The 25,925-nt window shown below is 65.9% G+C and carries 26 protein-coding genes and 1 tRNA gene; 13 read left to right on the forward strand and 14 right to left on the reverse strand.

Annotated features, from left to right (window positions below):
• Window positions 1-13: 13 nt before the first annotated feature.
• Window positions 14-832 carry an RDD family protein gene (locus AC5WS7_RS13045; RefSeq protein ID WP_495954719.1) on the forward strand — a complete coding sequence of 273 codons (819 nt, stop codon included), beginning with the start codon at window positions 14-16 and terminating at the stop codon, window positions 830-832.
• Between the two features lie 78 nt (window positions 833-910).
• Here AC5WS7_RS13045 and AC5WS7_RS13050 read toward each other — a convergent pair whose 3' ends face one another.
• Window positions 911-1,402, reverse strand: coding sequence for a DUF4190 domain-containing protein (locus AC5WS7_RS13050; RefSeq protein ID WP_495954720.1), 492 nt, complete (start codon window positions 1,400-1,402; stop codon window positions 911-913).
• Window positions 1,403-1,451: 49 nt separating this feature from the next.
• Here AC5WS7_RS13050 and AC5WS7_RS13055 point away from each other — a divergent pair, with 49 nt between their 5' ends.
• Window positions 1,452-2,225: a queuosine precursor transporter gene (locus AC5WS7_RS13055; protein ID WP_495954721.1), complete on the forward strand. Its 774-nt coding sequence runs from the start codon at window positions 1,452-1,454 to the stop codon at window positions 2,223-2,225.
• Window positions 2,226-2,404: 179 nt separating this feature from the next.
• Window positions 2,405-3,586 carry a Fic family protein gene (locus AC5WS7_RS13060; RefSeq protein ID WP_495954722.1) on the forward strand — a complete coding sequence of 394 codons (1,182 nt, stop codon included), beginning with the start codon at window positions 2,405-2,407 and terminating at the stop codon, window positions 3,584-3,586.
• A gap of 64 nt (window positions 3,587-3,650) precedes the next feature.
• Here the strand turns inward: AC5WS7_RS13060 and tgt are convergent, their stop codons facing one another.
• The 5 genes from tgt to AC5WS7_RS13085 form a co-directional block, all read right to left on the reverse strand.
• Complete coding sequence (tgt, locus tag AC5WS7_RS13065) at window positions 3,651-4,901, reverse strand: tRNA guanosine(34) transglycosylase Tgt (protein ID WP_495954723.1); 1,251 nt, start codon at window positions 4,899-4,901, stop codon at window positions 3,651-3,653.
• A gap of 197 nt (window positions 4,902-5,098) precedes the next feature.
• Window positions 5,099-7,039, reverse strand: a complete 1,941-nt coding sequence (locus AC5WS7_RS13070) for an ABC transporter ATP-binding protein (protein ID WP_495954724.1) — start codon at window positions 7,037-7,039, stop codon at window positions 5,099-5,101.
• Entirely contained in the window at window positions 7,036-8,772 is a 1,737-nt protein-coding gene (locus AC5WS7_RS13075; protein ID WP_495954725.1) for an ABC transporter ATP-binding protein, read from the reverse strand. Before AC5WS7_RS13075 ends, AC5WS7_RS13070 begins: the two co-directional genes overlap by 4 nt.
• 293 nt (window positions 8,773-9,065) lie before the next feature.
• Window positions 9,066-9,605, reverse strand: coding sequence for an RrF2 family transcriptional regulator (locus tag AC5WS7_RS13080; RefSeq protein ID WP_495954726.1), 540 nt, complete (start codon window positions 9,603-9,605; stop codon window positions 9,066-9,068).
• A 3-nt stretch (window positions 9,606-9,608) separates the two neighbouring features.
• On the reverse strand, window positions 9,609-10,193 hold the full coding sequence (locus tag AC5WS7_RS13085) for a TetR/AcrR family transcriptional regulator (protein ID WP_495954727.1): 585 nt from the start codon (window positions 10,191-10,193) through the stop codon (window positions 9,609-9,611).
• Window positions 10,194-10,391: 198 nt separating this feature from the next.
• Between AC5WS7_RS13085 and AC5WS7_RS13090 the strand changes: the two genes are divergently transcribed.
• Complete coding sequence (locus tag AC5WS7_RS13090; RefSeq protein WP_495954728.1) at window positions 10,392-12,755, forward strand: MMPL family transporter; 2,364 nt, start codon at window positions 10,392-10,394, stop codon at window positions 12,753-12,755.
• Window positions 12,756-12,878: 123 nt separating this feature from the next.
• Here AC5WS7_RS13090 and AC5WS7_RS13095 read toward each other — a convergent pair whose 3' ends face one another.
• Window positions 12,879-13,814, reverse strand: a complete 936-nt coding sequence (locus AC5WS7_RS13095; protein WP_495954729.1) for an LLM class F420-dependent oxidoreductase — start codon at window positions 13,812-13,814, stop codon at window positions 12,879-12,881.
• A gap of 117 nt (window positions 13,815-13,931) precedes the next feature.
• Here AC5WS7_RS13095 and AC5WS7_RS13100 point away from each other — a divergent pair, with 117 nt between their 5' ends.
• Window positions 13,932-14,333, forward strand: a complete 402-nt coding sequence (locus AC5WS7_RS13100) for a VOC family protein (protein WP_495954730.1) — start codon at window positions 13,932-13,934, stop codon at window positions 14,331-14,333.
• Between the two features lie 195 nt (window positions 14,334-14,528).
• Window positions 14,529-15,956 (forward strand): rifampin monooxygenase, encoded by a 1,428-nt coding sequence (rox, locus tag AC5WS7_RS13105; protein WP_495955166.1) that lies wholly within the window; start codon window positions 14,529-14,531, stop codon window positions 15,954-15,956.
• 237 nt (window positions 15,957-16,193) lie between these two features.
• On the opposite strand, the gene AC5WS7_RS13110 is transcribed toward rox, so the two are convergent.
• Both AC5WS7_RS13110 and AC5WS7_RS13115 read right to left on the reverse strand, forming a co-directional pair.
• Window positions 16,194-16,613, reverse strand: coding sequence for a RidA family protein (locus tag AC5WS7_RS13110; protein ID WP_495954731.1), 420 nt, complete (start codon window positions 16,611-16,613; stop codon window positions 16,194-16,196).
• 17 nt (window positions 16,614-16,630) lie between these two features.
• Window positions 16,631-17,293 (reverse strand): HD domain-containing protein, encoded by a 663-nt coding sequence (locus AC5WS7_RS13115; RefSeq protein WP_495954732.1) that lies wholly within the window; start codon window positions 17,291-17,293, stop codon window positions 16,631-16,633.
• Between the two features lie 72 nt (window positions 17,294-17,365).
• Between AC5WS7_RS13115 and AC5WS7_RS13120 the strand changes: the two genes are divergently transcribed.
• Window positions 17,366-18,298 carry a GlxA family transcriptional regulator gene (locus AC5WS7_RS13120; RefSeq protein ID WP_495954733.1) on the forward strand — a complete coding sequence of 311 codons (933 nt, stop codon included), beginning with the start codon at window positions 17,366-17,368 and terminating at the stop codon, window positions 18,296-18,298.
• Between the two features lie 217 nt (window positions 18,299-18,515).
• Here AC5WS7_RS13120 and AC5WS7_RS13125 read toward each other — a convergent pair whose 3' ends face one another.
• Window positions 18,516-19,436 (reverse strand): RNA polymerase sigma-70 factor, encoded by a 921-nt coding sequence (locus AC5WS7_RS13125; RefSeq protein ID WP_495954734.1) that lies wholly within the window; start codon window positions 19,434-19,436, stop codon window positions 18,516-18,518.
• Between the two features lie 164 nt (window positions 19,437-19,600).
• On the opposite strand from AC5WS7_RS13125, the gene AC5WS7_RS13130 reads away from it, so the two are divergent.
• The 4 genes from AC5WS7_RS13130 to AC5WS7_RS13145 all read left to right on the forward strand — a co-directional run bounded on the left by AC5WS7_RS13130 (window position 19,601) and on the right by AC5WS7_RS13145 (window position 21,780).
• Complete coding sequence (locus AC5WS7_RS13130) at window positions 19,601-20,086, forward strand: carboxymuconolactone decarboxylase family protein (protein ID WP_495954735.1); 486 nt, start codon at window positions 19,601-19,603, stop codon at window positions 20,084-20,086.
• A 203-nt stretch (window positions 20,087-20,289) separates the two neighbouring features.
• Complete coding sequence (locus AC5WS7_RS13135; RefSeq protein WP_495954736.1) at window positions 20,290-20,925, forward strand: LysE family translocator; 636 nt, start codon at window positions 20,290-20,292, stop codon at window positions 20,923-20,925.
• 184 nt (window positions 20,926-21,109) lie between these two features.
• On the forward strand, window positions 21,110-21,526 hold the full coding sequence (locus AC5WS7_RS13140; protein WP_495954737.1) for a hypothetical protein: 417 nt from the start codon (window positions 21,110-21,112) through the stop codon (window positions 21,524-21,526).
• 53 nt (window positions 21,527-21,579) lie between these two features.
• Complete coding sequence (locus AC5WS7_RS13145; protein WP_495954738.1) at window positions 21,580-21,780, forward strand: DUF6374 family protein; 201 nt, start codon at window positions 21,580-21,582, stop codon at window positions 21,778-21,780.
• 5 nt (window positions 21,781-21,785) lie between these two features.
• Here the strand turns inward: AC5WS7_RS13145 and AC5WS7_RS13150 are convergent, their stop codons facing one another.
• Together AC5WS7_RS13150 and AC5WS7_RS13155 are read right to left on the reverse strand one after the other, a co-directional pair.
• Window positions 21,786-22,580 carry a hypothetical protein gene (locus tag AC5WS7_RS13150; protein ID WP_495954739.1) on the reverse strand — a complete coding sequence of 265 codons (795 nt, stop codon included), beginning with the start codon at window positions 22,578-22,580 and terminating at the stop codon, window positions 21,786-21,788.
• A gap of 440 nt (window positions 22,581-23,020) precedes the next feature.
• On the reverse strand, window positions 23,021-23,773 hold the full coding sequence (locus AC5WS7_RS13155; protein WP_495954740.1) for a helix-turn-helix domain-containing protein: 753 nt from the start codon (window positions 23,771-23,773) through the stop codon (window positions 23,021-23,023).
• A 199-nt stretch (window positions 23,774-23,972) separates the two neighbouring features.
• Here AC5WS7_RS13155 and AC5WS7_RS13160 point away from each other — a divergent pair, with 199 nt between their 5' ends.
• Complete coding sequence (locus AC5WS7_RS13160) at window positions 23,973-24,281, forward strand: hypothetical protein (RefSeq protein WP_495954741.1); 309 nt, start codon at window positions 23,973-23,975, stop codon at window positions 24,279-24,281.
• Between the two features lie 127 nt (window positions 24,282-24,408).
• Window positions 24,409-24,591: a hypothetical protein gene (locus AC5WS7_RS13165; protein ID WP_495954742.1), complete on the forward strand. Its 183-nt coding sequence runs from the start codon at window positions 24,409-24,411 to the stop codon at window positions 24,589-24,591.
• A gap of 583 nt (window positions 24,592-25,174) precedes the next feature.
• Here AC5WS7_RS13165 and AC5WS7_RS13170 read toward each other — a convergent pair.
• Together AC5WS7_RS13170 and AC5WS7_RS13175 are read right to left on the reverse strand one after the other, a co-directional pair.
• The gene (locus tag AC5WS7_RS13170) at window positions 25,175-25,756 is read right to left on the reverse strand and encodes a Panacea domain-containing protein (RefSeq protein WP_495954743.1); all 582 of its coding nucleotides are present in this window, start codon (window positions 25,754-25,756) and stop codon (window positions 25,175-25,177) included.
• Between the two features lie 55 nt (window positions 25,757-25,811).
• Window positions 25,812-25,899: transfer RNA gene (locus AC5WS7_RS13175), tRNA-Ser, on the reverse strand.
• Window positions 25,900-25,925: the final 26 nt, after the last annotated feature.

The raw sequence follows: 25,925 nt of genomic DNA on the forward strand, positions 1-25,925 counted from the left end.
GACTACGCGAAATATGACAAGCGGTGGGTACGACCCCAACCAATACCCCCAGGGCCAGGGCGGCCAGCCGTACGGTCAGCCGTACCCGCAGGCCGGTCAGCCCTACCCGGGCCAGCCGGACTACGGACAGCAGCAGCAGCCGTACGGCCAGCAACCGTACCCGCAGGGGGGACAGCCGTATCCGCAGGGGGCACCGCAGAACCCTTACGGACAGCAGCAGCCGTACGGGCAGCAAACCGGCGGACAGCCGTATCCGCAGCAGGATCCCTACGGGCAGCAGCCTTACGGTCAACAGCAGCCGTACGGGCAGCAGCCCTACGGTCAACAGCCGGGATACGGCGCGCCGGGTGCGCCCGGTTTTCCCGGGGCGCCCTCGATTCCGGGCCTGCCGCCGGGGACGCAGCCCGGTGATCTGGGCGCCCGGATCGGCGCGCGCGTGATCGACAGCATCATCGTCGCGATTCCGGGATACATCTTCTTCTTCCTCATCCGGCTGGGGATGGGCACCAATATCGCCGGTGAACTGGTCGGCGGGTTGCTCCTGGGCCTGGTGGGCGTGCTGTACTACGTGCTGATGGAGTCCACGCAGGGCTACACGCTCGGGAAGAAGATCCTCGGGCTCCGGGTCCTGGGGCCGAACGGCGCGCCGAAGCCCGATTTCCAGCAGGCGCTGATCCGCAACCTGTACGCGGTCTGCAACCTGCTGTTCTGCATCGGGGAGATCGCCGCGCTGGTCATCATCATCGTCATGATGGTCACCGTCGAGCAGTCCCCCATCAAGCAGGGCTGGCACGACCGGATCGCCGGCGGCACCCAGGTCATCAAGGGCTGAGACCGACGACCCGGCTCACGGCGAAATACCGAGGGGCGCACCCGATCACGGGTGCGCCCCTCGTCGTTGTCCCGGCGCTCAATAGGTGTTCGAAGAACTGTTCGCGATGACGACGAAGACGATGACGAAGTAGGCGATGACCAGGACGATGATCCCGATCCCGATCCAGATCCCTGCCAATGCCATGCCGCGGCCGTCCTGATTGCGCTGCCTGATCTGGTTCAGCGCGACGAATCCCAGGATCACCCCGACGATCGAGGTCACACCGCAGGTCGCCAGGCCGGCCAGCGAGGTGACCAGCGAGGCGATGGCCATACCGTTCGAGCTGCGCACCGGCGGATAGCCGCCGTAGGGCTGATATCCGGGGGCGGGGTAGGGCTGCTGCGGCACCGGCTGCTGGGGATAGCTCGGATACGACTGCGCCTGTGGCGGCGGCGCGGCCGGGTACTGCGGATTCGAGTTGTAGGACGGCGGAGGCGGCGGCGCGGATGGATGGCCCCCCGACTCCGACGACACACCTTCGCCGCCGTACTGCTTCCACCACTCGTCGGAATCGCCGGGATTCGTCATTCGTCCAGCCTATTCGAAGTCACCCTGCTCCCGGTATCGTCAGTACCTCGTGAGCGAAACAAGACAAACGCCGGAAATCGACGAGTCTGGACACCCCGCGGCCGAACACGCGTCGTTCGCCCGGGCCGTGGGGAGTCCTTACACCCTGATCGTGGTGCTCTTCACCACCACCCTGATGATCTCGAACATCTGCGCCACCAAGGGCGTCCAATTCTTCGGCGGGCACCACCTGTCCCTCGGACCGCTCGAGATCTTGCCGATCACCACCGACGGCGCGTTCTTCCTATTCCCCTTGGCCTACGTCATCGGCGACATCCTCAGTGAGGTGTACGGCTTCAAGGCCGCCCGCCGGACCATCTACTACGGCTTCGGCATGCTGGCGCTGATGGTGCTGTGCTTCTGGATCGCCATCGGCCTGCCCGCGGCCGACTTCTACAGCAACCAGGACGCCTTCCGCACCGTCGCCGGGACCACCCCGCAGTTGGTCGCCGCGGGCCTGGCCGGATACGTCGTCGGCCAGTTCCTGAACTCGGTGACGCTGGTCCTGATCAAGGAACGCACCAAGGAGAAGCATCTGTGGGCCCGCCTGCTGGGCTCCACCGTCGCGGGCGAATTCGGCGACACCCTGATCTTCTGCTCGATCGCCGCGACCGCCATCGGCATCAACACCTGGGGCGCGTTCCTGAATTACGTTCTGGTGGGCTTCATCTGGAAGACCCTCTGCGAGGTCATCGTCATGCCGATCAGCTACCGCTGCATCGCCTTCCTGAAGAAGCGCGAGCCGAGCTACGGCCCGTTGGACCGCCCGGCGTTGTACAGCTGATCAGAATTACAAACGACCACCCGACATCTATCCCGGTCCCAGTACACGGACCGCCTGCCTCGTCCCTGCTGCCACAGTGTTGCGCTTCAGAGCGAAAATCAGCCCTAAAAGCAACAAAAGCAGCCATTCACATGCGGTGTGTGCCCAAAAAGCAACAGAAGTGGGCATACACTTTCATTGTGCACCCCGAAATGTTCGCCGACAGCCCTACGGGCTTCCTTGTGCCCATAAATGGAACGGACCAGCGGTGGGGGGCGTGGTCCCATGTCGCGTTCGTCCCAGAACAGCTACCCACCGAGACTCCCGAGCTGAGCACGCCAACGTTCAACGCGGTCGCGAACGCTCGAGCCGCCCTGGCTGCACTGGACGCATCCGCCCGCCAGCTACCCAACCCGGCATTGTTGCGCCAGCCCACACTGCGACAGGAGGCACAGAGCACCTCCGCACTGGAAGGAACCTACGCACCACTGGAGGAGGTGCTGGGCGTGGATGCCGACGAGCGTCCGGCCGATGCGGCGATGCGGGAGGTCTTCAACTACGTCATCGCGGCCGAGCATGCGTTCGCTTGGGTCGACGACGGACGGCCACTCACCATCGGGATGCTCGAGTCGATGCAGGGAATCCTGGTCGACGGCACATCCGCCGATACCAGCCAAGCCGGACGTATCCGAACCTCACAGGTGGTGATCGGTAGCCACCGTGGCGCGCACGTGCGCGATGCTCGGTTCATTCCACCACCCCCAGGTATCGATTTCGATGGCCGGGTTCGAGACTGCATCGACTGGCTCATGCACCCCGGCGATGCGATCGATCCCCTGGTGCGAGCGGGGATGGCGCACTATCAGTTCGAAACCCTGCATCCGTTCAACGACGGCAACGGGCGTATCGGTCGCCTGCTCATCGTGCTGCAGTTGCACATGTCGGGAGTGCTGTCGGAACCGACGCTCACGGTTTCCCCCTGGTTCGAAGCCCGCCGCGCCGAGTACTACGACCGCCTGCTCGCGGTCAGCACGAAGGGCGATTGGGATGGATGGATCAAATTCTTCGCAACGGGTGTGGGCGCGGCGGCGAATTCCACCGGGAGGCAACTCACGGACCTGATGCGGGTGCAGCACGAACTGAAGACCAGGGTGCGCAAGGCCGGTTTGCGCGCGGAAAACGCTGTGCGACTGGTTGATTACGCACTCGCCCAACCGATCTTCACCATTCGCAACGTGAGTCAGCACCTCGACGTGACCCCAGCCCGCGCCAGAACCTTGGTGGCCCAACTGGTCGCCGCCGATGTCCTCCGCCAGTACGACAACAGCTCCTACGGGCGACGCTTCACCGCACCCGACATACTCGCCATCTTGCTGCGATGAACTGAGCAGTAGCGCTCACCTGGAAAATCGTCCCGAGTCCGAAGATGCTGGGCGAGTCGGCGACTCACGTCGTGGGCGCTGTGATGCGCCCCTGCCAGCGCCCGAGCGCATCGGCTTTGAATTCGTCGTAGTAGCCGCCGTCTATACCGGCGCGGATATCGTCCACGAGGCGAATGGTGAAGCGCTCGTTGTGAATTGTGCAGAGGGTGGCGGCCAGCATTTCCTTCGCCTTGAACAGGTGGTGGATATAGGCACGGGTGTAATGCCTGCAGGTGTAGCAGTCGCAGTTTTCGTCGATCGGGGTGAAATCGCGGCGGAAACGGCTCGTGTTGATGTTGAAACGGCCTTCGGGGACATAGATCGCGGCATTGCGGGCGACCCGGGAGGGGTTGACGCAGTCGAAGGTGTCCGCGCCGTTCTCGATGGCGACGAAGAAATCCTCCGGTTCGCTGATGCCGAGCAGATGACGCGGTTTGTCCTCGGGCAGTTCGTCACAGCACCAGCCGACGATCGTGCCGAGATTGTGTTTCTCCAGCGCGCCGCCGATACCGTAACCGTCGAAACTCGTTCCGCCGCTTCCGCGCAACGCTTCCAGATCGCGACATGCCTTGCGGCGCAGATCCTCGTATTGCGCGCCCTGGATCACCGCGAACAGCGCCTGATACGGCCGATGGGCGCGTTCGGCGGTGAGCCGCTCGTGCTCATCGATGCAGCGCTGCGCCCACTCGTGCGTGCGCGCCAGCGACTTCTCCTGGTAGCCACGGGTATTGAACAACGTGGTCAGCTCGTCGAAGGCGAACATGATGTCCGCGCCCAGCCGATGTTGGATACCCATCGACACCTCGGGAGTGAAGCGATGTTTCGACCCGTCCAGATGCGACCGGAAGGTGACGCCGTCGTCGTCCACGACCGCCAGACGTTCTTTCCCCTTGGCGATCACATCGTCGCTCTGCACCCCGACGGCTTCCATGGCGAGCACCTTCTTGAAGCCGACCCCCAGCGACATCACCTGAAATCCGCCGCTGTCGGTGAAAGTGGGGCCCGGCCAGTTCATGAACCGGCTCAACCCGCCCGCCTCGTCCACGATGTCCGACCCCGGCTGCAGATACAGGTGGTAGGCATTGGCGAGCAACGCCTGCGCCCCGATCTCCCGCATCGTCTCCGGCAGCACCGCCTTCACGGTCGCCTTCGTCCCCACCGGAATGAACGCCGGCGTGGAAATACTCCCGTGCGGCGTCCGCAACACCCCCGACCGCCCGTGCCGCCCCGGAAGCCGGGTACCGATGGAGAACGAGAAATCAGCGGGATCAGCCACGCCGCAATACTGCCAGGCCGCGCCAGCGCCGCCGCCACGGCCGGTCCCCCTGGTCAAAGCCCGAGATAACGCCGTGTGGCGTGTTCCAGAGCCTCCCTCTCCACTCGCGGAAGAAAATCGACCGGTTCGTGGACGTATTGCGTATCGAGAGAATGAATTTGGTCAACGAGCAACCTCGTCGGGGTGCCCATCAAGTCCTACACCGCGTCGAGTGAATCCTCCAGGTCCTGGTCGGTCGCGGCGCCGGCGAACTGGGCGCGGTAGAGCTGGTAGTAGTGCCCTCGGGCGGCCAGCAGTTCGGTGTGGGTGCCCTGTTCCACGATGCGGCCGGAATCCATGACTATGATCAGGTCGGCATCGCGAATGGTCGAAAGACGGTGCGCGATAACGAAACTCGTGCGGTCGCGGCGCAGCGCCGCCATCGCGTTCTGGACCAGCAGTTCGGTGCGGGTGTCGACCGAGCTGGTGGCCTCGTCCAGGATCAGGATCGACGGTTTGGCCAGGAACGCGCGGGCGATGGTGATGAGCTGCTTCTCCCCGGCGCTGACCCCCGAGCCCTCCTCGTCGATCACCGTGTCGTAGCCGTTGGGCAGCGAGTGCACGAAACGGTCGACGAAGGCGTCGCGGGCGGCCTCGAGAATCTCCTCCTGGCTCGCCTCCGGATTGCCGTACGCGATGTTCTCCCGGATCGTGCCGCCGAACAACCAGGTGTCCTGCAACACCATGCCGATCCGCGACCGCAGGTGATCGCGGGTCAGGCGGGTGATATCGACGCCGTCGATGCTGATGACGCCCTCGTCCACCTCGTAGAACCGCTCCAGCAGATTCACCAGCGTGGTCTTGCCCGCACCGGTCGGGCCGACGATGGCGACCACGTGTCCGGGCTCGGCGACCAGCGAAAGGTTCTCGATGATCGGCTTGTCGGCCTCGTACCGGAAGGACACGTTCTCGAACGCCACCCGGCCGCGATCGACCGGGCGCGGATCCTCCCGCACCGGATCGGCGATCTGCTCGGGCGCATCGAGGATCTCGAAGATCCGCTCGGCCGAGGCCACCCCCGACTGCAGCAGGTTGATCATGGAGCCGATCTGCGTGAGCGGCTGGCTGAACCCGCGCGAGTACTGGATGAACGCCTGCACCTCACCCAGGGACAGACTGCCCGAAGCCACCCGCAACCCGCCGACCACGGCGATGAGCACGTAGTTGAGGTTCCCGACGAACATCATCACCGGCATGATCAGCCCGGAGATGAACTGCGCCCGGAAACTCGCCTCGTAGAGCTTGTCGTTGCGCTGATCGAACTCCCGGCCCACCTCGCTCATCCGGCCGAACGCCGTGACCACCTCGTGCCCGGTGTACGCCTCCTCGACCTGCGCGTTGACCAGGCCGGTGTACTTCCACTGGTTGATGAAATGCGGTTTGGAGCGTTTGGCGATCTGCGCGGTCACCACCACCGCGACCGGCACGGTGAGCAGCGCGATCAGCGCCAGCAGCGGCGAGATCCAGAACATCATGATCAGGATGCCGATCACCGTAAGCACCGAGGTCACCATCTGGCTCAGCGTCTGCTGCAGGCTCTGCGACATATTGTCCACGTCGTTGGTGACGCGACTGAGCAGATCACCGCGCGGATTGTTGTCGAAATAGCTCAGCGGCAACCGGTGGATCTTGTCCTCGACTTCGGCGCGCAGCCGCTTGATCACCCGGTTGATCACCGTGGTGAGCAGATATCCCTGCAACCAGCCGAACACTCCGGCGCAGATGTACAGCACCAGCACCACCAGCAGCACCCGGCCGACCGCACCGAAATCCACGCCGGCGCCGGGAATCACGTCCATTCCGGCCAGCATGTCGGCCATGCGGCTCTCGCCGCGCTCGCGCAGGCCGGCGATCGCCTGATCCTTGGTCAGACCGGCGGGCAGCTGTTTGCCGATCACGCCGTCGAAGATCAGGTTGGTGGCCCGGCCGAGAATCTGCGGGCCGAGGGTATTGAGCACGACCGCGATCACCGCGAGCACCAGGATCACCGTGACCAGGATCCGGTCCGGCGCCAGGCGCCGCAGCAGCCGCTTCAGCGAAGGGCCGAAGGATTTCGCCTTGGTTCCGGGTGCGCCCGGACCGGGCATACCGGGTCTCATCGCGCGGCCTCCTCCGGGCTGTACTGCGATTCCACGATCTCGCGGTACTCACCGCACTCGCGCAGCAGTTCGTCGTGGGTACCCTGCCCGACCACCGCGCCGTCCTCCAGCACGATGATCCGATCGGCCTCGCGGACCGTCGAAATCCGTTGTGCCACAGTGATCACCGCCGCGTCGGCGGTCTCCGGCCGCAATGCCTCGCGCACCCGCGCGTCGGTGGCGACGTCGAGTGCGGAGAAGCAGTCGTCGAACAGGTAGATCCGGGGTCTGCGCACCAGCGCGCGGGCGATCGCGAGACGCTGGCGCTGACCGCCCGACACCGTGGTGCCGCCCTGCGCCATCGGCGTCTGCAACTGCTGCGGCATGGCCCGCACGAAGTCCGCCGCCTGGGCGATCTCGAGGGCGTGCCACAGCTCCGCATCGGTGGCCTCGGGTTTGCCGTAGCGCAGATTATCGGCGATCGTGCCGGTGAACAGGTACGCCTTCTGCGGGACCAGGCCGATCTGGGCGCGCAGCACATCCAGATCGAGCTGCCGCACGTCGACGCCGCCGACCAGGACCTCCCCGGCAGTGACATCGATCAGTCGCGGAACGAGGTTGATCAACGTGGACTTGCCCGCACCGGTCGAGCCCACGATCGCGACGGTCTGCCCCGGCTCGACCTGAAACCGCACATCGCGCACCACCGGTTCCTGCGCACCGGGGAAGGTGAATTCGGCCGCGGCGAATTCCACCGAACCGGGATCGCGGCCGAAGGTTCGCGGCTGCCGGGGCGGAACCACCGAGGACTCTGTGGCCAGCACCGTGGAGATGCGTTCGGCCGAGACCGCCGCGCGCGGGGCCATCATGGCCAGGAACGAGGCCATCATCACGGCCATCAGGATCTGCATGATGTAGGCCAGCATCGCGGTCAGCGAGCCGACCTGCATGGTTCCGTCGTCGATCGCGTGCCCGCCGAACCACAGCACCGCCACCGTGGTGACGTTGCTGATCAGCATGACCGCGGGGAACATCAGCGCGCTCAACCGCCCGACGTACAGCGACGCCTTGGTCAGATCGGTGTTGGCGAGGTCGAATCGCGCCGTCTCGTGCCGCTCGCGGACGAAGGCGCGCACCACCCGGATACCCGTGATCTGTTCGCGCAGAACACGATTCACTCCGTCGATGCGGGACTGCACGGCCCGGAAACCGGGCACCATCCGGGAGATGATCACCGCCATAGTCAGGGCCAGCACCGGCACCGCGACCAGCAGGATCCAGGACAACCCCAGGGCCTGTTTCAGTGCCATGACGATGCCGCCGACGCACATGATCGGCGCCATCACCAGGATGGTCACACTCATCACGACCAGCAGCTGCACCTGCTGAACGTCGTTGGTGTTGCGGGTGATCAGCGAGGGCGCGCCGAACAGCCCGACCTCCCTGGCGGAGAAGGTGCCCACCCGGTGCAGCAGCGCGGCGCGCATATCGCGCCCGGCGCCCATCGCGGCCTGCGCGCCGAGGTAGACCGAGGTCGCCGAGGCGAGGATCTGCACGCCCGAGACCAGCAGCATCCACAGCCCGGTGCGCCAGATGTAGCCGATATCGCCCCTGGTGACGCCGTTATCGATGATGTCGGCGTTCAGCGTGGGCAGGTAGAGCATCGCGATCACCGAAATCAGCTGCAGCGCGACGACCCCCGCCAGCTGAGCACGATACGGTGCGGCGAAGGTGCGGAGCAGTCGGATCAACATGATGGATGCAGGCTACCGTCTACCGGCGACACGGTCGCCGGAGTTTCTCCCGGAGCGGACACATATGGCGCACCCACGTCACAGGCCGGTTCGGCGACACGACCGGCCGCGCGCACGGACTCATGTGCGGTCCGGCGCAGAACCCTTGCCCCTGAGACACTCCGCACATCGCGGCATCCCATCCATATGCGCACCCGCCCCACTTTCCTACACCACCGATGTCGTTCCGGCACCGAAACCGCTATTCGGCACACGTCGCACACCAACACCTGGCGGCACCGAATCCCCCTCCCTCACAACGGGTTCGGCCGCACAGCGGGATCCCGCTCGCCTGCGTCGTCGGCACCTTCGGGGGCCGGACGCCGGGCCCACGCACCGGGATCGGCGGTCAATGTGTGCACGAATTCCGGCAGCTCACCCTCGGCGATCTGGGCGATCGACACTTCCTCGAGGACCGCACGGATGTTGACCCGCAACGCAATCCACACCTCTTGCAACGGTTCGGCCACACCGGAATACCGCACGTCCTCGGGACGCTGCCCGCGCACCGAGGCCAGCGGCCCCTCGACCGCGCGGATGACCTCGGCGATGCTGATCCGCTCGGCCGGGCGCGCGAGCCGGTAACCTCCCTCGGGCCCGCGCCGGCTGGTCAGCAGGCCCGCCCGGCGCAGTTGCGCGGCGGTCGCCTCGAGAATCTTCGGCGGTATGTCCTGCGCCGCCGCGATGGTTTCCGCTTTCACCGAATCATGATGCGTGCCAAGTGAATCGGATTGCGTACGGGCAATCTCCAGCAGTATCCGGACGGCGTTGTCGACCCGCGGTGAGATGTGCACGTCCTACTCCCCGCCGAGGGCGCCGAGCGCCGCGTTCAACAGCACCCGTTCGATGAGCTCGTCATCGGCGCCGGGCGCGAGCTCGCGCGACCAGAACACCGAACTGAGCAATTCCAGTGACGCGCTGGCCCGCAGCATGGCCGCGTCGTCGGGATCGGGGCCGGCCAGCCAGACGCACAGCCGTCGATTGATATCGAGCAGGTCCGGATAGCGGTCGCCGATGGCGTTGAGGATCGTGACGCCGTCCCGCATGCACATCGCCCCTACCGTGCGATGCCGCAGCAGCACTCGCAATTGCCTGGTGAGCACCTCACGAACCGAGGGCATATCGTGCTCGAGTCCTTCGGCGGCGTCGACGTTGGCCCGCAGTTCGTCGAATATCGGCTCGATGACGGCGAACAGCAGGTCGAGCTTCGAGGGGTAGTGATAGTAGAGCGACGCCTTTGTGATTCCTACCGCATCCGCGACCTCGCGCAGGCTCGTCTGATCGAATCCCTTGGCGGAAAACAGCCGGATCGCAGCCTCCCGAATCGCCTCCTTGGTGCTTCTACCTGCGGCGACCGATCCGGCAGCACTGCGCATTGCCATATTGCGATCCTCTCATCCACGGTGCGCGACGCGGGCGACAGTGACCAAGTCGAGGTTGTTGCTCCGCTTACGGCTGGGTAGTCTACCTACCGCACGGTAGGCAGAAAACGTTGTGAAGGCGGCACGCACGGCAGCCGCGGAAGAGCTGTCTACGAATCCGCCAGCACACGCCCCAGCGATAGCTAGGAGAAACCGCTCGTGTCCGTATACCTCTACCGGTGGGGCAAGTTCGCCTATCGCCGGAAATGGATCGTGTTGCCGGTCTGGCTACTGATCTTCCTGATCATCGGCGGACTCGGCCTCGGGCTGAAGAAGCCGGTGAAGGACGACTTCAACATCCCGAACCTGCCGTCGCAGCGGGCGACGGACATCCTCGACAAACAGTTCCCCGGCCTGTCGGCGCAGTTCAGCTTCGACGCCGTCACCGGGACCTACGTGATCGGCGCACCGGCCGGGCAGAAGCTCACCGACCCCGCGAACCGTGCCGCGGTCACCGAGTTGGTGCAGAAGCTGGGCGAGCTGAAGATCGTCGACCACAGCAAACCGCTGATGGATCCGCTCGCGGCCGCGGAGAAGATGGGCTGCCTCACCGGCGACCGCGCCGACGCGGCGTTCGTCGCGCGCTGCGGCCTGGCCCCGCTGAACGTGCTGGGCAAGGGCGACCGTTCCACCGCACCCGCGGATACCGTTGCGTACCTTCAGGTTCCGTTCAGCATCAAGAAGTTCTCCGATATCACCGCCGCCGACCGCAAGACCGCGTACGACGTGGCCGATGTCGCGCGCAGCGCCGGGCTGACCGTCGAGATGGACGGCACCATCGCGCAGAACAACGCCATCGACACCGGCGCCTCGGAGATGGTCGGCTACGTGGTGGCCTTCATCGTGATGATGATCGCGTTCGGCGCCCTGCTCGCCGCGTTCGTGCCCATCCTGACCGGCATCGTCGGCGTCGGCGCGGCCTCGGCGCTGATCATGGCCGGGACCTCGATCGCGAACATTCCCAGCTTCACCACGATCCTGGCCTCGATGATCGGCATCGCGCTGTCCATCGACTACGCGCTGTTCATCGTCTCGCGGTACAAACACGAACTGGCGGTACAGGATTCGCCGGAGGAGGCGGCCGGCACCGCGATCGGCACGGCGGGTTCCGCGGTGGTCTTCGCGGGCCTGACGGTCATCATCGCGCTGTGCGGGCTGAGCATCGTCGGGGTCAGCTTCCTGACCTGGATGGGCCTGGGCGGCGCGCTCGCGGCGGCGTTCGCGATCATGGTCGCGCTGACGCTGCTGCCCGCCCTGATGGGCGCGTTCGGCAAATACCTGTTCAAGCCGAAACTGCCGCTGGTCGCCAAGCACGATCCCGAGGACGCCTCGTCGATCACCAACGGTATGCGGTTCGGCCGCCTGATCGGCCGGATGCCCGCGGTGACGCTGCTGCTGAGCATCGTCGTGCTGGGTCTGTTCGCTCTCCCTGCCACCAAGCTGAGTCTGGGCCTGCCCGGTGAGGACAGCCAGCCCGCCACCAGCACCGTGCGTAAGGCGTACGACCTGCGCACCGAGGGATTCGGCGTGGGCAGCAACGGAATTCTCACCGTCGTCGCGGATCTGAGCGGTGTCGCACCCGCACAGCGGCAGGCCGCGGTGACCGCGCTGCACGACAAGCTGGCCTCGTACCCGGGGATGGATTTCGTCACCCCGGCGATGACGAATGTCGTGGACAAGACCACGCAGGCTGCGGACTACGCGGCTTCGACGGGTGCGCGGCTGTCGGCGGTGCCCAAGACCGGGCCGAACGACAAGGCAACCCAGGATCTGGTCAAGAACGCGCGCAGCGCGGAGAACCAGTTCAAATCCCAGTACGGGATGGAATACGGCATCACCGGCACCACCGCGATCTACGCGGATGTCTCCAGTGCGCTGCTGGGCAAGATCGTGCCCTATATGGCGATCGTGGCCGCGGCGGCATTCATCCTGCTGATGCTGGTGTTCCGCTCGATTCTGGTGCCGCTGACCGCCGCCCTGGGCTTCCTGTTGTCGATGGCCGCCACCTTCGGCGCGACGGTGCTGATCTTCCAGGAGGGCAAGCTCGGGCTGGTCAAGGAGACCCATCCGCTGGTGAGCTTCCTGCCGATCATCCTGATCGGGCTGGTCTTCGGCCTGGCCATGGACTACCAGGTGTTCCTGGTCTCACGGATGCGGGAGGAATACACCCACGGCAAGTCGCCGAAGGAGGCCGTCGTGGCGGGCTACCACCACGGCGCCCGCGTGGTGACCTCGGCCGCGGTCATCATGATCTCGGTCTTCGGCGGATTCGTCATGATGCCCGACGTGACGGCCAAGTCGATGGGCTTCGCGCTCGCCGCGGGCGTGCTGTTCGACGCCTTCCTGGTGCGCATGGTGCTGATTCCGTCGCTGCTGGTGCTGCTGGGCCGCTCGGCCTGGTGGCTGCCCAGGTGGCTGGATCGGATCCTGCCCGATATCGACGTCGAAGGAACGAAGCTGCGGGCGTTGCAGGAGCGTGAGCGCGAGTCCGCGCGGGAGTCCGAACCCGTTCCGGTCGGCTGATCACGCGAGCGAACGCCGCGGCCCCGCACTCACGAATCGGGTGCGGGGCCGCGGCATTTCACGTCCGCGGATCGAAAAGACCTGGGCCTCGGTCGAATTCGAACCGGACCCCGGCCGTACGGTTCAGTCCAATTGCGGCGCGATCTCCGAGGCGACGAATTCGATGTGATCGAGATCGGACAGGTCCAGCACCTGCAGATACACCCGGCTGATGCCGGTCTGCTCGCGATAGCGGCCGATCTTGTCGACGATCTCCGCCGCCGACCCGGCCAGGCCGTTCTGTCGCATCTCGTCCAGTTCGCGGCCGATCGCCGTTGCGCGACGGGTGATTTCGACATCGTCGCGGCCGGTGCACAGCACCTGCGCGGCCGAGCGGATGATCTCACCCGGATCCCGGCCGATCGCCCGCGCCGCCGCGTCCACCCGCTCACCCTGCGCCTTGGCCGTCGCGGCGTCGACGAACGGCAGGTTCACCTCCTGGGCGAAGCGAGCGACCAGCTCCGGCGTGCGCTTCTTGCCGGAACCGCCGATGATCACCGGCGGACGCGGGCGCTGCGTCGTCTTGGGCAGCGCCGGGGCGTTCTCCAGCCGGTAGTGCTTACCCGCGTAGTCGAAGCTCTCGCCTTCGGGCGTCTCCCACAGGCCGGTGATGACCTCGAGCTGTTCGGCGAACCGGTCGAAGCGTTCCTTCACCTCGTACAGCTCGATGCCGTAGGCGGTGTGCTCATCGGCGAACCAGCCCGAGCCGAGGCCGAATTCGACCCGGCCGCCGGACATCTGGTCCACCTGCGCCACCGAGATCGCCAGCACCGACGGGTGCCGGAAGGTCGCGGCGGTGACCAGCGTGCCGAGCCGGATGCGCGAGGTCTCGCGGGCCAGACCGGCCAGGGTGATCCACGCGTCGGTGGGGCCGGGCAGCCCGGACACCTCACCCATCTTCAGAAAGTGATCGGACCGGAAGAACGCGTCGAATCCGGCATCCTCGGTGGTCTTGGCGACCTTCAGGAGATCGTCGTAGGTTGCGCCTTGCTGGGGTTCAGTAAAGATCCGTAGGTCCACGGGCTTCCACCGTACGCCCACGGCGGCCCGACCCAGCGGACCGATCCTGTCCGCTTGTGCCTCTAGCGTGGCGGAAGCCGGGGGATTCACCCCCGGCAGCGACCGAAGGACATGCGCATGAACCTCGTATCGATCCGTCTCATCACCGATGACGTCCGTGGTCTGGCCGAGTTCTACCGGCTCGTCACCGGATTCGAAAGCACTTGGTACACAGAAGATTTCGCCGAAATCGTCACTCCGGCCGGAACGCTCGCCATCGGAAGTACCCGCACGGTGGCGCTTTTCGCCGCGGGCAGCGCACGCCCGGCCGACAACCACACGGCGATCATCGAATTCCTGGTACCCGACGTCGACGCCGAGTATTCCCGATTGCGCTCCGAGACAATTGATTTCGTCAATGAGCCGACGACCATGCCGTGGGGGAATCGGGCCCTGCTGCTGCGCGATCCGGACGGCAACCTGGTCAATCTCTTCACACCGGTCACCGAGGCGGCCCGGGACAAGTTCGCCGCCCGCTGAGAGCCCGAGAACAACGGACCAACTCCCTCCCCTTTCAACATATATCGCACACCGGGGCTTGCGGCAAGGCCCGGTGGATGCCGCACAATGGGCGGCCGAAGCCAGAACCTGCGGAAATCCGGAATTCACGAGGCGCGCGCGACTCGCACCGGAGCGGGCGACTGGATGGTGGAGGACTGGGCGAATGGGTGGTTCATGTTCGATGTGATCATTGCCGGGTGCGGGCCGACCGGCGCGATGCTGGCCGCCGAATTGCGGCTGCACGATGTGCGCGTTCTGGTGGTGGAGGCCGAGCCCGAACCCGTGCCGTTCGTGCGCGCGCTCGGTCTGCATATTCGCAGTATCGAGGTGATGGCCATGCGCGGGCTGCTGGACCGTTTCCTCGAACGCGGAAAGCAGCATCCGGTCGGCGGATTCTTCGCCGCCATCACCAGACCCTCGCCCGAGGGACTCGATTCCGCGCACGCCTATGTGCTCGGCATCCCGCAGCCGGTCATCGATCAACTGCTCGTGGACCATGCGGTCGAGCTGGGTGCGCAGGTCCGGCGCGGCTGTGCGGTGGCCGGTTTCGAGCAGGACGACGACGGCGTGACCGTCGAACTGGCCGACGGCCGACGGCTGCGGTCGCGGTACCTGGTCGGCTGTGACGGCGGGCGCAGCACGGTGCGCAAACTGCTCGGCGTCGGGTTCCCGGGGGAACCGTCGAGGACCGAGACGCTGCTGGGCGAGATGGAAGTGGGTGTGCCGCAGGATGAGGTCATCGCCAAGGTGGCCGAGGTGCGCGAGATCAACAAGCGATTCGGCATCGGGCCGTTCGGGGAGGGTATCTATCGCGTCGTCGTGCCCGCCGAGGGAGTGAGCGAGGACCGCGCGCAGCCGCCTACGCTCGATGATTTCAAGCGGCAACTGAAGGCCATCGCCGGAACCGATTTCGGTGTGCACTCCCCCCGCTGGCTGTCCCGGTTCGGCGACGCCACCCGGCTGGCCGAGCGATACCGGGCCGGGCGAGTTCTCCTGGCCGGCGACGCCGCGCACATCCACCCGCCCACCGGCGGCCAAGGCCTGAACCTCGGCATTCAGGACGCATTCAACCTGGGCTGGAAACTCGCCGCACACATCAACGGGTGGGCACCCGAAACCCTGCTGGACACCTACGAGACCGAACGCCACCCGGTCGCCGAAGACGTGCTGAACAACACCCGCGCCCAGATGGAACTCCTGTCCACCGAACCCGGCCCGCAAGCCGTGCGCAAACTCCTCACCGAACTGATGGCCTTCGACGAGGTCAACCGCTATCTGATCGAGAAGATCACCGCGATCGGCATCCGCTACGACTTCGGCGAAGGACCCGACCTGCTCGGCCGCCGCCTGCGCGACATCGACCTGAAACAGGGCCGCCTCTACGACCGGACGCACCGAGGCCGCGCCCTGGTACTCGACCGCACCGAACAGCTGTCCGTCCACGGCTGGTCCGACCGCGTCGACCTGATCGCCGACCCCACCGCGGCACTGGATGTCCCGGCTCTGCTGCTCCGCCCCGACGGCCACATCGCCTGGATCGGCGACAACCAGCAGGACCTGAACGACCACCTGTCTCGCTGGTTCGGCAAGCCCGCCAACTGAATTCAGCTCGGACACCCGGATTGATCGCTCTGCCGGGATTGTGATGCGCAGTATCGCGCCGCACAGTCCCGGCGAGTCTTCCGGGCGCGGTCAGTGCGGCGCGATGGTTCTCGACGCTGCGCCGGAGGGGATCGCCGGGGCCGATCGTGCGCTCTGGCGCGCACGGCGAGCACACCCACGATCACGGTTCCTATTTCGGTGATCGCGCTCAACCAGGTCCACAGCGTGGATGCCGGGTCAGCCGCGCTCGGGATATGTTGCGGTTGCGCGGATTTCGACGAGGAGTTCCGGACCGGCCAGGCCGTCGACGCCGATGATGGACCAGGCGGGATACGGGGCGCGGATGAAACGTTGTTTGGCGGTGAGGAATCCGGGAAGATTACGGCGGATGTCGACGTGGTAGCTGGTGACGTCGACCAGGGCGGTGAGGTCGAGGTTCTCCTGGCGCAGGATCTCCTCGATGCGGCGCAATGCGAGTTCGGTTTGCTCCTCGACGGTTTCACCGGCGGTCCCGTCCGGGCGGCGGCCGATCTGGCCGGAGATGAACAGCAGGCCGTGGGCGCGGACCGCGGCGGAATGCCCGAAGCGGGCGAAGGCTTCGGTCGTCTTACCGAAAACCGCTGAGCTGTCCGCGATTTCGATGGTCTGGATGGTCATCGGTGCTACCTTTCTGATCAGTTGCCCCATCGGGACGTTCGGCAGGAGTGCTCCAGCCTGGTGTGGCCGAAGGTTTCGCGTTCGCGCAGCAATTCGCCCGGCAGCGAGTACCGGGGCGCATTCGCCGGATTCTCGGCGGCCTGCGCGACGATCGCGTCGGTGAGGGAGCGGACCATGTCCAGTCGCGGATAGGCGGTGTGGACGGCCTCGGCCTGCTCCTCGGTGAGATCCGCGAGGTGGTTCGCGCCCAGCGGTCCGCCGAAATCCGCGGCGACGCCTTCGCGCACGAGTACGCACAGCACTCCGCGACGTTCGGCGATGCCCGGCGAGGTGTGCAGGGCGATGGCCTGCCACACCCGGTCGGCCTCGCGCGCGCCGATCCCCCTCTCGCGCAGGAAATTCGCGGCCCGGTCCGCGCCTTCGACCTCGAACCGCTGGGTGCGCGGGCTGTCGGCGGCGACGCCGAGGTCGTGCATGGCGCACGCGGCGAAGAGCAGGGCGTCGTCGTAGTCGTGATCCGCGCTCAGGCCCCGGCGCGCGGCGACCAGCCGGGCGAACAGATAGGTGCGGATGCTGTGGTTGAACACAGACGTCGATTCCACCCCTCGGATCAGGTTCACGATGGCATCGGCCAGGGGCGTGCTGGGTAGTGCGATGAGTTCGCGGGCCGGATCGGTCATGTTCTCCAGCCTGCCGCTCAGCATCCTGAACTGGTGAGTGGCGAGATTGCCTGGTTTCGTTAGGATATTGCCATGGCTGTGCATCGAGTCGCGGTGCTGGCGCTGGACGGGGTCACCCCGCTCGATCTGTCCATTCCGGCGCAGATCTTCAGCGCCCGCCCGGAGACCCCGTACGAGATGACGCTGTGCGCTCTCACGCCGACGGTGAGCACCAGCGCGGGTTTCACCGTCACCGCCGCCGGAGGTCCGGAACAGGTGCGCGCCGCCGACACCGTGATCGTGCCGGGTTGCGAAATCCCCTGTCGTCCACCCGAAGCCGCGGTCGAGTTGCTTCAGCAGACTCGCGAGCAGGGCAAACGCCTGGTATCGATCTGCACCGGGGCCTTCTCGCTGGCCGCCGCGGGCATCCTGGACGGTGTGCGCGCCACGACCCACTGGCAGTACATCGATGATTTCGAGCAGGGTTTCCCGGCGGTGCGCGTCGAGCGCGACGTGCTGTATGTCGACGAGGGAGATGTGCTCACCTCGGCCGGGGTGTGCTGCGGTATCGATCTGTGCCTGCACATCGTGCGCCGCGACCTCGGCGCGGTGACGGCCAATCGGATCGCCCGCGGTGTGGTGGCAGCACCGCATCGCGAAGGCGGTCAGGCCCAATATGTTCCCGCACCCGTTCCGGTGGCCGGCGAAACGTCGCTGTCCGATACCCGCGGCTGGGCTCTGCGACGTCTCGGCGAACCGCTCACGCTGCGGCTGCTCGCCCGGCACGCGGGCGTCTCACAACGCACCCTCATGCGCCGCTTCGCCGAGGAGACCGGCACGACCCCGATGCAATGGCTGCTCAACGCCCGCCTCGGCCGGGCCCGCGAACTGCTGGAAACCACCGAGCAGCCGATCGACCACATCGCCCGCGCCTGCGGACTCGGCACCGCCGCCAACCTCCGCCTGCACTTCCGCCGCAACCTCGGCACCACCCCCACCGCCTACCGTCGCACTTTCACTCATTGACCCCGACAGCCACTGCCGCAGGATGTTTCGCGCTCGAGTCCGGACCCGCCCAGCGAACATGCCAGCACGACTTCGGAAGCAGCGGCCGCGATCTGCACCACCGGCCCCACCACAACGACATCGATACGCAACGCCGGCCAGGTGCGCCAGCCGGATGCCAACGGCAGGCCTTCGCTCGGACTTTCCGAAACTCGTTGCGCCGCAGCCAGTCCCGGATTCAGCGAAGCAGGATGGTTTCGCCCTGCAGCCGCTCGAGTTTGCCGGGATTGCGGACCGAGTACAGACCGGTGATGCGGCCGTCGTCGAGCCGCAGGGCCAGGACGGTGTCGATCCGGCCGTCGATGCGGAACAGCAGCGCCGGATGGCCGTTGACATGAACCGGTTCGGGCGTGCGGGCGGCCAGATTGCCCAGTCCGGCGGACAGGACGGCGGTGACGGCCTCCACTCCGACGATGGGTGTCAGGGCGGCCTGGGCGATGCCGCCACCGTCACCGAGGAATACGACGTCGGGCGCGAGGATGTCGAGCAGATGTTGCAGGTCGCCGGTGTCCACGGCGCACTGGAAGGCCGTGAGCGCTGCCCTGGTGTCTGCGGCGGATACCTTTCCGCGCGGGCGTCGGGCCGAGACGTGCGAGCGGGCCCGGTAGGCGAGCTGGCGGACCGCGGTCGGAGTTCTGCCGACGGCCTCGGCGATCTCCTCGTATTCCAGATCGAAGACCTCGCGCAGGACGAAGACCGCCCGCTCGATCGGCAACAGGGTTTCCAGCACGAGCAGCATCGCCATCGAAATATGTTCGGCCAGTTCGATATCCTCGGCCACGTCGGGCGCTGTGAGCAGCGGTTCCGGTAACCACGGACCGATGTACGACTCCTTGCGGCGACCGAGTGCGCGCAGCCGGTCGAGTGCCCGGCGCGTGGTGATCCGGATCAGGTATGCGCGCTGGTCCCGAACGGTGTCGAGATCGACGCCCGTCCACCGCAGCCAGGTTTCCTGCAGGACGTCTTCGGCGTCGGCGGCCGAACCGAGCAGCTCGTATGCGACGGTGAACAGCAGATTGCGGTGTGCGACAAAGGCTTCGGTGGCCGGGTCCGGGCGGCCGCTGCCGCTGACGGGCGGTGCGGTGTTCGTATCTGCCATGGCTGCTGCTTTCTGGAGGCGAGTCTCGCCCATCCGACGCCGGTGACCGCCGCGCCGTAACACGGAAGCGGCATGGTTCACCTCACACCGCGATGCCGTTATCCCGGTCGGCCCCGAGCCGTCCTGTGATCGTTCAATCCGTTACCGCGAGTGAGGATCACCCGATGGAACCCCGTTTCGACCTGAATGCCAACCAGCTCGGCGCCGAGATCGGCAAGCGCTTCGCCAACACCAGCACGGCGATCATGCGGTCACCGCTGCCGAAATCCCTGATCGAACTGGTCGAGTTGCGCGCCAGTCAGATCAACGGCTGCGGATACTGCGTCGACGCGCACGCCAAGGAACTCGCCGCGGCCGGTGAGCCCGCCGTCCGAGTCAACCTGGTCGCCGCCTGGCGCGAATCCACGGTGTTCACCGACGCCGAACAGGCCGCACTGGCCCTGGCCGAGGAGGGCACCCGCATGGCCGACGCCGGCCACGGCGTCTGCGACGAAACCTGGGCCCTGGTGCGCGAGCACTTCGATGACGACCAGATCGCCGCGCTGGTCTACCTGGTCGCCATGATCAACGCCGCCAACCGGCTGCTGGTGATCACCAGGACCAAGGGCGGCGCGTACCAACCCGGCACGTTCGACGCCGCGGCGAGCTGACCACCGCGCCGTTTCCCATCCCGCGCTCATCGCGCCGACGGCAGACGATCGCCGCCGAGCGCGATGGGGCGTGGCACCGTCCGGTTCCGGTGCCCGTCGCCGATCATCGCGGTATCGCGATAGGCCCCGCGGCACAGGCGCATTCGATCTCGCCGTCGCCGTATCCGCCACCGGCGCGATGAACAACGGCTACGCTTCGAGAGATGGTTCCGCTGTCACATGCCGCGGCGTTCGCCGTGGCCGCGCTGATCATCATCGTCATTCCGGGACCGAACGTGCTGTTCGCCGTTGGGCGCGCACTGAGTCTGGGGCGAAGGCCCGCGGTCGTGTCGGTCGCCGGTGGCGTCAGCGGGTCCTTCGTACCGCTGATCGCGGTGTCGTTCGGCCTCGGCGCGGTTCTGATGGCCTCGGCGATGCTGTTCCTGATCGTGAAGATCGTCGGCGCGGCATATCTGATCTACCTGGGCGTCAGCACGATTCGGCAACGCAAGAGGCTCGCGGCGGCGCTGCAATCGAAGGTTCCGGACACCGACAGCCGCCGGGTCTTCCGGCAGGGGTTCGTCGTCGGAGCCACCAACCCCAAGACGATCGTGTTCTTCGCCGCGGTCCTCCCGCAATTCGCGGAACCGGCCCGGGGCGCGCTGCCCGCGCAATTGCTGACCCTCGGCGCGATATTCCTAGCGATCCAGGCGCTTTCGGACAGCACCTGGGCGCTGGTGGCGGCAACGGCGCGCTCGTGGTTCGTTCGCTCGCCTCGTCGCCTCGAAACAGTCAGCAGCACAGGTGGATTGATGATCATCGGAGTAGGCGCCGGGATGGCGTTGACCGGCGCGAACTAGCTCGGGTCGCGCATTGTGCGGCCGTGCGGCGAACCGGTTTTCGCGCCCGCGCTGTCGAGTGGTGTTGCGCTCGAGCGGCTTTCCCACGATGTATTAGGCGTCCAGGCAGTACGGACGGCGCACCGCCGACACGGCGGGACGTTCGTATCTGTTCGCAATGGCGAGCCTTCGTAGGGAGAAACAGATGTCGAAGTCCGAGTTCGGCCGTGCCGGAGCAGTGCTCAGCGGAGTGGTGATGACGGCTGCGGCGGTGGCGATGTCGACGGGGACCGCCTCGGCGGATCGCGCCGGCGGATGCGGCGGACCGGGATACGCCCACGTGTGCATCAGCGAGGACGGCGCCACCCTGAACTACACCGGGTACACCGATTTCGCCAACGGCGCGACGGGCACGATTCACCTGTGGCTGTGGGACTACACCGAAAAGCCCGGCGGCGTAAGGGTTTTCATGACCGACTTTCCCGCCGCGACCGGTCCGCACCACTACCGGCCGGGCGGCCTGGCCAATCCGACTCCGGGCCACGATTACAAGGCCGAGATGCGAGTGCAATGGAGCAACGTGAAGACCGACACCTACCTGAGTCCCGACATGTTCGCCTGAGCCGAACGGACGGAATGCTCGAACTGATGTTCGAATTTCGGTACAGTGTCTTCATGCCACTCGACCGCCACATCCAGTTCGCGCAGCTGTGGTTGGAGCAGGTCCGCGACCACCTGGCCGACGCCGCCGCCACCAGCACTCCCGTCCCGCCCGAACAGCTCAGCATCATGTCCGGCAAGGTCGCCGCCGGACTCCAGATCCTCGCCGAAGCCGCCCGCGTCACCGACCGAACCGGCCCGGCGTCCGCGGCCTGAGGGATTCAGGACAGTGCGACCCGGGCCAGATCGAGGCGCGGCCAATCGTCCCGGCATGTGCGACACGGGATGCGACCGCTCCTCGAAGCGGGCGCCGGTGAGTCGAGGGGTACCCACCCGGCGCGCGAGCTGGCGTCGTTTCGGTGTTCTGCGCCGTTCGCCGCCGCCTGCCGCGTACGAACTCGGTGACGAGCAAGCGCGATACCACCGAGAACCAGTGCGGCAGTGGCCGCAACGGCCAGGAGTTGGTAGCCGAGATGTTCGCCCGAGAGCTGGATGATCCCGAAGATGTACTCGGGCCGGGGCGTCGCGTAGTTCTGACGGCGGGAGTTCAGGTCCACCGCGTTCGCCGCGACGTTGGCCGTAGCCTGACACCGGGCCTGCCCCAGCCCGTGGTGGTGATCGCAGACGTCCCGCAATCTCTGTTCGAGCGTTGCGTCGACGGCCTGGCGCGCCCACGGGCCCAGCGGCTGCCCGTGGTCGTCGGCGTAACGCAACATGTCGTAGCCGAGGTCGTGCGCCTGGCACGCGGTCCGGAATTCGGCGGGTAGCGGTACCGGGGAGGAGCAGGCGCCACCGGGATCGACCTGAAGTCCGTCCGTGAGCACCGGCTGGTATCCACTGTCGTCGGCGAAATCCGCCGGGATCGCGACCGCGCCCGGATGCGCTCCGGTCAACTCCATGACAGCCGCACGGGCTGCGGGATTTTCCGCACCCCCGGAACCCACGGCCGCCCCGGCAACCGGCTGCGGGACAACGAACACCACGACAGCCCCGAGCACACCGAGGCCCGCCAACACCTGCCTCCGCCGTGATTTCCGGGTGCCCCCTGCCAGGGAACGAGCAGTGCCAGGACGAGAATGCCCACGACCGGGACGGTTCAACGCGGCCACGGCACGAAAGCGGTGCGCGATAGCAGGAATACGGTGACGAGGCTTGCTGTCGGTCTCCGCGACGCGTGCATGATTGCCGACATCGTGCGGGAGTGTCGGAGCGCTCGTGTGCAAGATCGGATCTCCAGGGTCTCGGTGGCGGCGGTGTTCGTACCTCTAATCTCCCTGTTCGGCGGCACCCGCGACAGCAACCCTCGAGATGACTCCCGGGCCCCGTGGGTGGGGGGATCTCACCCCGGGGTGTGAGCTTGGGAGCAAATCATTCGACCGGCTCGCGGCGGGGAAGGAAAAGCCCGATCACCCCGGATTAGTGCCTGTTGTTGGGAAAAGTTGGGAAATCCAGCCGTTCACACCGACTCCGCGGGCCGGTCGAACGCTTCGATAGTCGCCTTGGACGTCGACCGATCCTGCAATACCAATTCCCAAGGGCCGGAGTTGATTTCGAAGTTCTTCCCATACCCTAGCCACTTGCCCGCCAGGCGAGTGTGAGTCAGCTCGGACAGCATCTGGATGGCCCCGTGGTACTTCGCACCCTTGTAGTAGCCCTTCGGAGCGGTGGACTCCGACCACGTACCCGTCACGATGTGCCCGTCGACGGTGAGGTCCATTTGCATGATGCTCGGCGCGGAGTTCGGCAGGCTGCGCACGGTCAACCGGTCCCCGTGCTGTAGCAGCACGACGTAATGAGATGAGGTGAACGTCTTGTCCCGGCCGGACGAGTAAAACTCGTAGGTGCTCAGCCACACCCCGCTGAACGGGCCCGCGGCCTGCGGTGTCGAGTCGCCCGGGTGCCGCTCGACCGGAACATCGCCAATCGCCGAGTCGACCGCGTGGCCGGGAGGATCGCCGGGCAGGGAATGACCGGTGCTCACGGCACCGAATCCGAGGGTTTCGATAGGGAGTCGCATGACTTCTTCCAGGGCTCTCGCGTGTGATGGTCGCGGGTTCGTGGTACGGCCGGATTCCCAGCGTTGCACGAGTCGTTTGTTGGCGCTGACGCATCCGGCTTCGCGGAGTGCGCGGGCGAGGTCGTCCTGTGACATGCGGCGCGCGTTCCGGGCCGCACGCAAAGCCGTGTTCGGCGCTGCTGCTGTCGTCATGGCTTCACGGTAGCTTTTGGACGCCGAAATGTCGCCCCGTTTGGGCGCGCATTGACGCCGGTTGTGACGTCGTCCGGTCACACCGTCACGACGAGTCTCGAAGGTGGCACCGACGCCGGGGTGAGCGGCCAAGACCTCCCCGATCCGCCTTGTACCGCCCCCGCCGTCGGTTGCTCTCCAGTCACCCACGGAGGCAACGATGCGATGGAACCCGACAGCGCTCGGACTGCTGGACCCGGACGGCGAAGCGTACGAATTCCAGCGCGCACAGGTGCAGCGCCTCGCCCGCACGCTCGGCTACAAGATCCTGTGGGCATCCGAGACGAGCCTCCTACCTCTCGTCGACCAGGTGCGCGGCGCCGATGTCGACGTGGTGATCATCGCGACTATCGACCGCGTCGACGCATTGACCATGAATGCGCTGATGTCGCTGGTGAGCGTCGAGTGCGTGTCCCCGCGACTGACTTTTGCGCGATGGCTCGACGTCAACACGGGAGCAGTCGAGTGATCGGCCTCGGTTACCTGCTCGCCACCGGCCTGCCGCTGCTGGTGATTACCTGGGCGGTCCGGCCGCCGAAGCGCCCGCGGTGAACGCGCCCCATCACTGCCACTACACGAAGGATTGAACCGGTCCGATGACGCATGCCCGAACCATGAGCGACGAGCTTCCCCAGCGCACCCCCGGCATGACCGACATTCCCGACGCACCCCATTTCCAGACTTCGACCCCGTCCGTGGCGCTGCTGATCCGGGTCGCGGAGGGCCTCGACCAGTGGGCCGAATGCGGCCGGCACATCGGGCGATCGAAATCTGTTTAACCCCCAAAACGCCGCAGTCACCACAACCGGCGTCCTCGCCGGAACAGTGCCGGCGCAGGCCGTCCCCGCCCACCAGGCAGACCACGTTTCGTGCTTCGCGCACGTGCACCGCAGTCGACCTACCTCTGACGGTACTGATCTGGGCTTGCTTGCGACGCCCACGGTGGATGACGGTCAGTGGTTGTAGAGGTCGTTGTAGCGGGCTTCAATCCATAGGACATGGAAGATGTCGCCGGTTCGGAAACCTGCGAACGGGAGATTGGCTTCATGACGGAAGACCATGTACCTGTCCCGTTCGAGCCACTCGGGGACTCGGGGTTTGAACATCGACCGATCCAGTAGTTCGGAACCGAGCCCGTGCTTTGGATGTTGATGCAGCTCTAACCAGGACAATTGGGCACGTTTGTGCCACTTGGCAAGGAATTCCTGACACTGCTTCGGCGTAAGCTGGTCAATTCACCAGCCACCCTGCAGATGACGCAAACAAAGGACAGGAAAGCCGTGCTCGCCATTCGAGACCACGGGTGGCGGTGTCGGCTTCGAAACATGTTGCGGGACAGTGCCTTTACGGCGGACGCCGTTCTTATTCGCCACGGACGAAGAACGCCTCGAGTTGGGCTACGGTGATGGTCTTGTTTCGCGACTCATCAAACGCCTCCTGCCAAGGGCTTTCCTTGTGAGTGCGCTCGCGCAGCGCCCAAGCCGCGAGGCTGCCGTAGGTATCCCATGTACCCAGCAGAATAGGCTCGACAGCCTTGAAGTTGTCCCAATCGAAGTCCTCGCCGAGAAAACTGTCCGGATCAATCGGGTTCCGGCCGAACTGCTTCAAGGCGTGGTAGACGTCTGCAACCACTGGGCCGTGTGCCCATGCCTCGATAGGGTCGGCGAACAGCGGCCGACCGGTCTCCGCGAGATGACGCCCCTGCGCGTAGTAAAGCAACTTCTGGACCTTCAAGTTCGACAGCTCGGCATCGATGTTCTCAGCCCAGGCCACGAACCATCGCGCGATATCGATCGCACCCAACTCTTTGCTCATCGGACGCCCCATTCCCCCGGTTTCCTCGGTCTGTCCGCCAGTGTAGGCCAAGGCACTGACAATCTTGACCGCTGCGACAGACGGCAAGTTGTATGCCAGGAATTCGTTCGGAGTCTGCGGTCCGATCACTCTGCGAACCATAAGAAAAGCTCCTGACCTGTGTATACAGATCAGGAGCTCCTAGCGGTGGCGGAGGGATTTGAACCCTCGGAGGGGGGTTACCCCTCACACGCTTTCGAGGCGTGCTCCTTAGGCCGCTCGGACACGCCACCGCAGGTGACTTTACCGGAACACCCCG

The sequence above is a fragment of the Nocardia sp. PLKS1-43 genome (genome assembly GCF_059510335.1).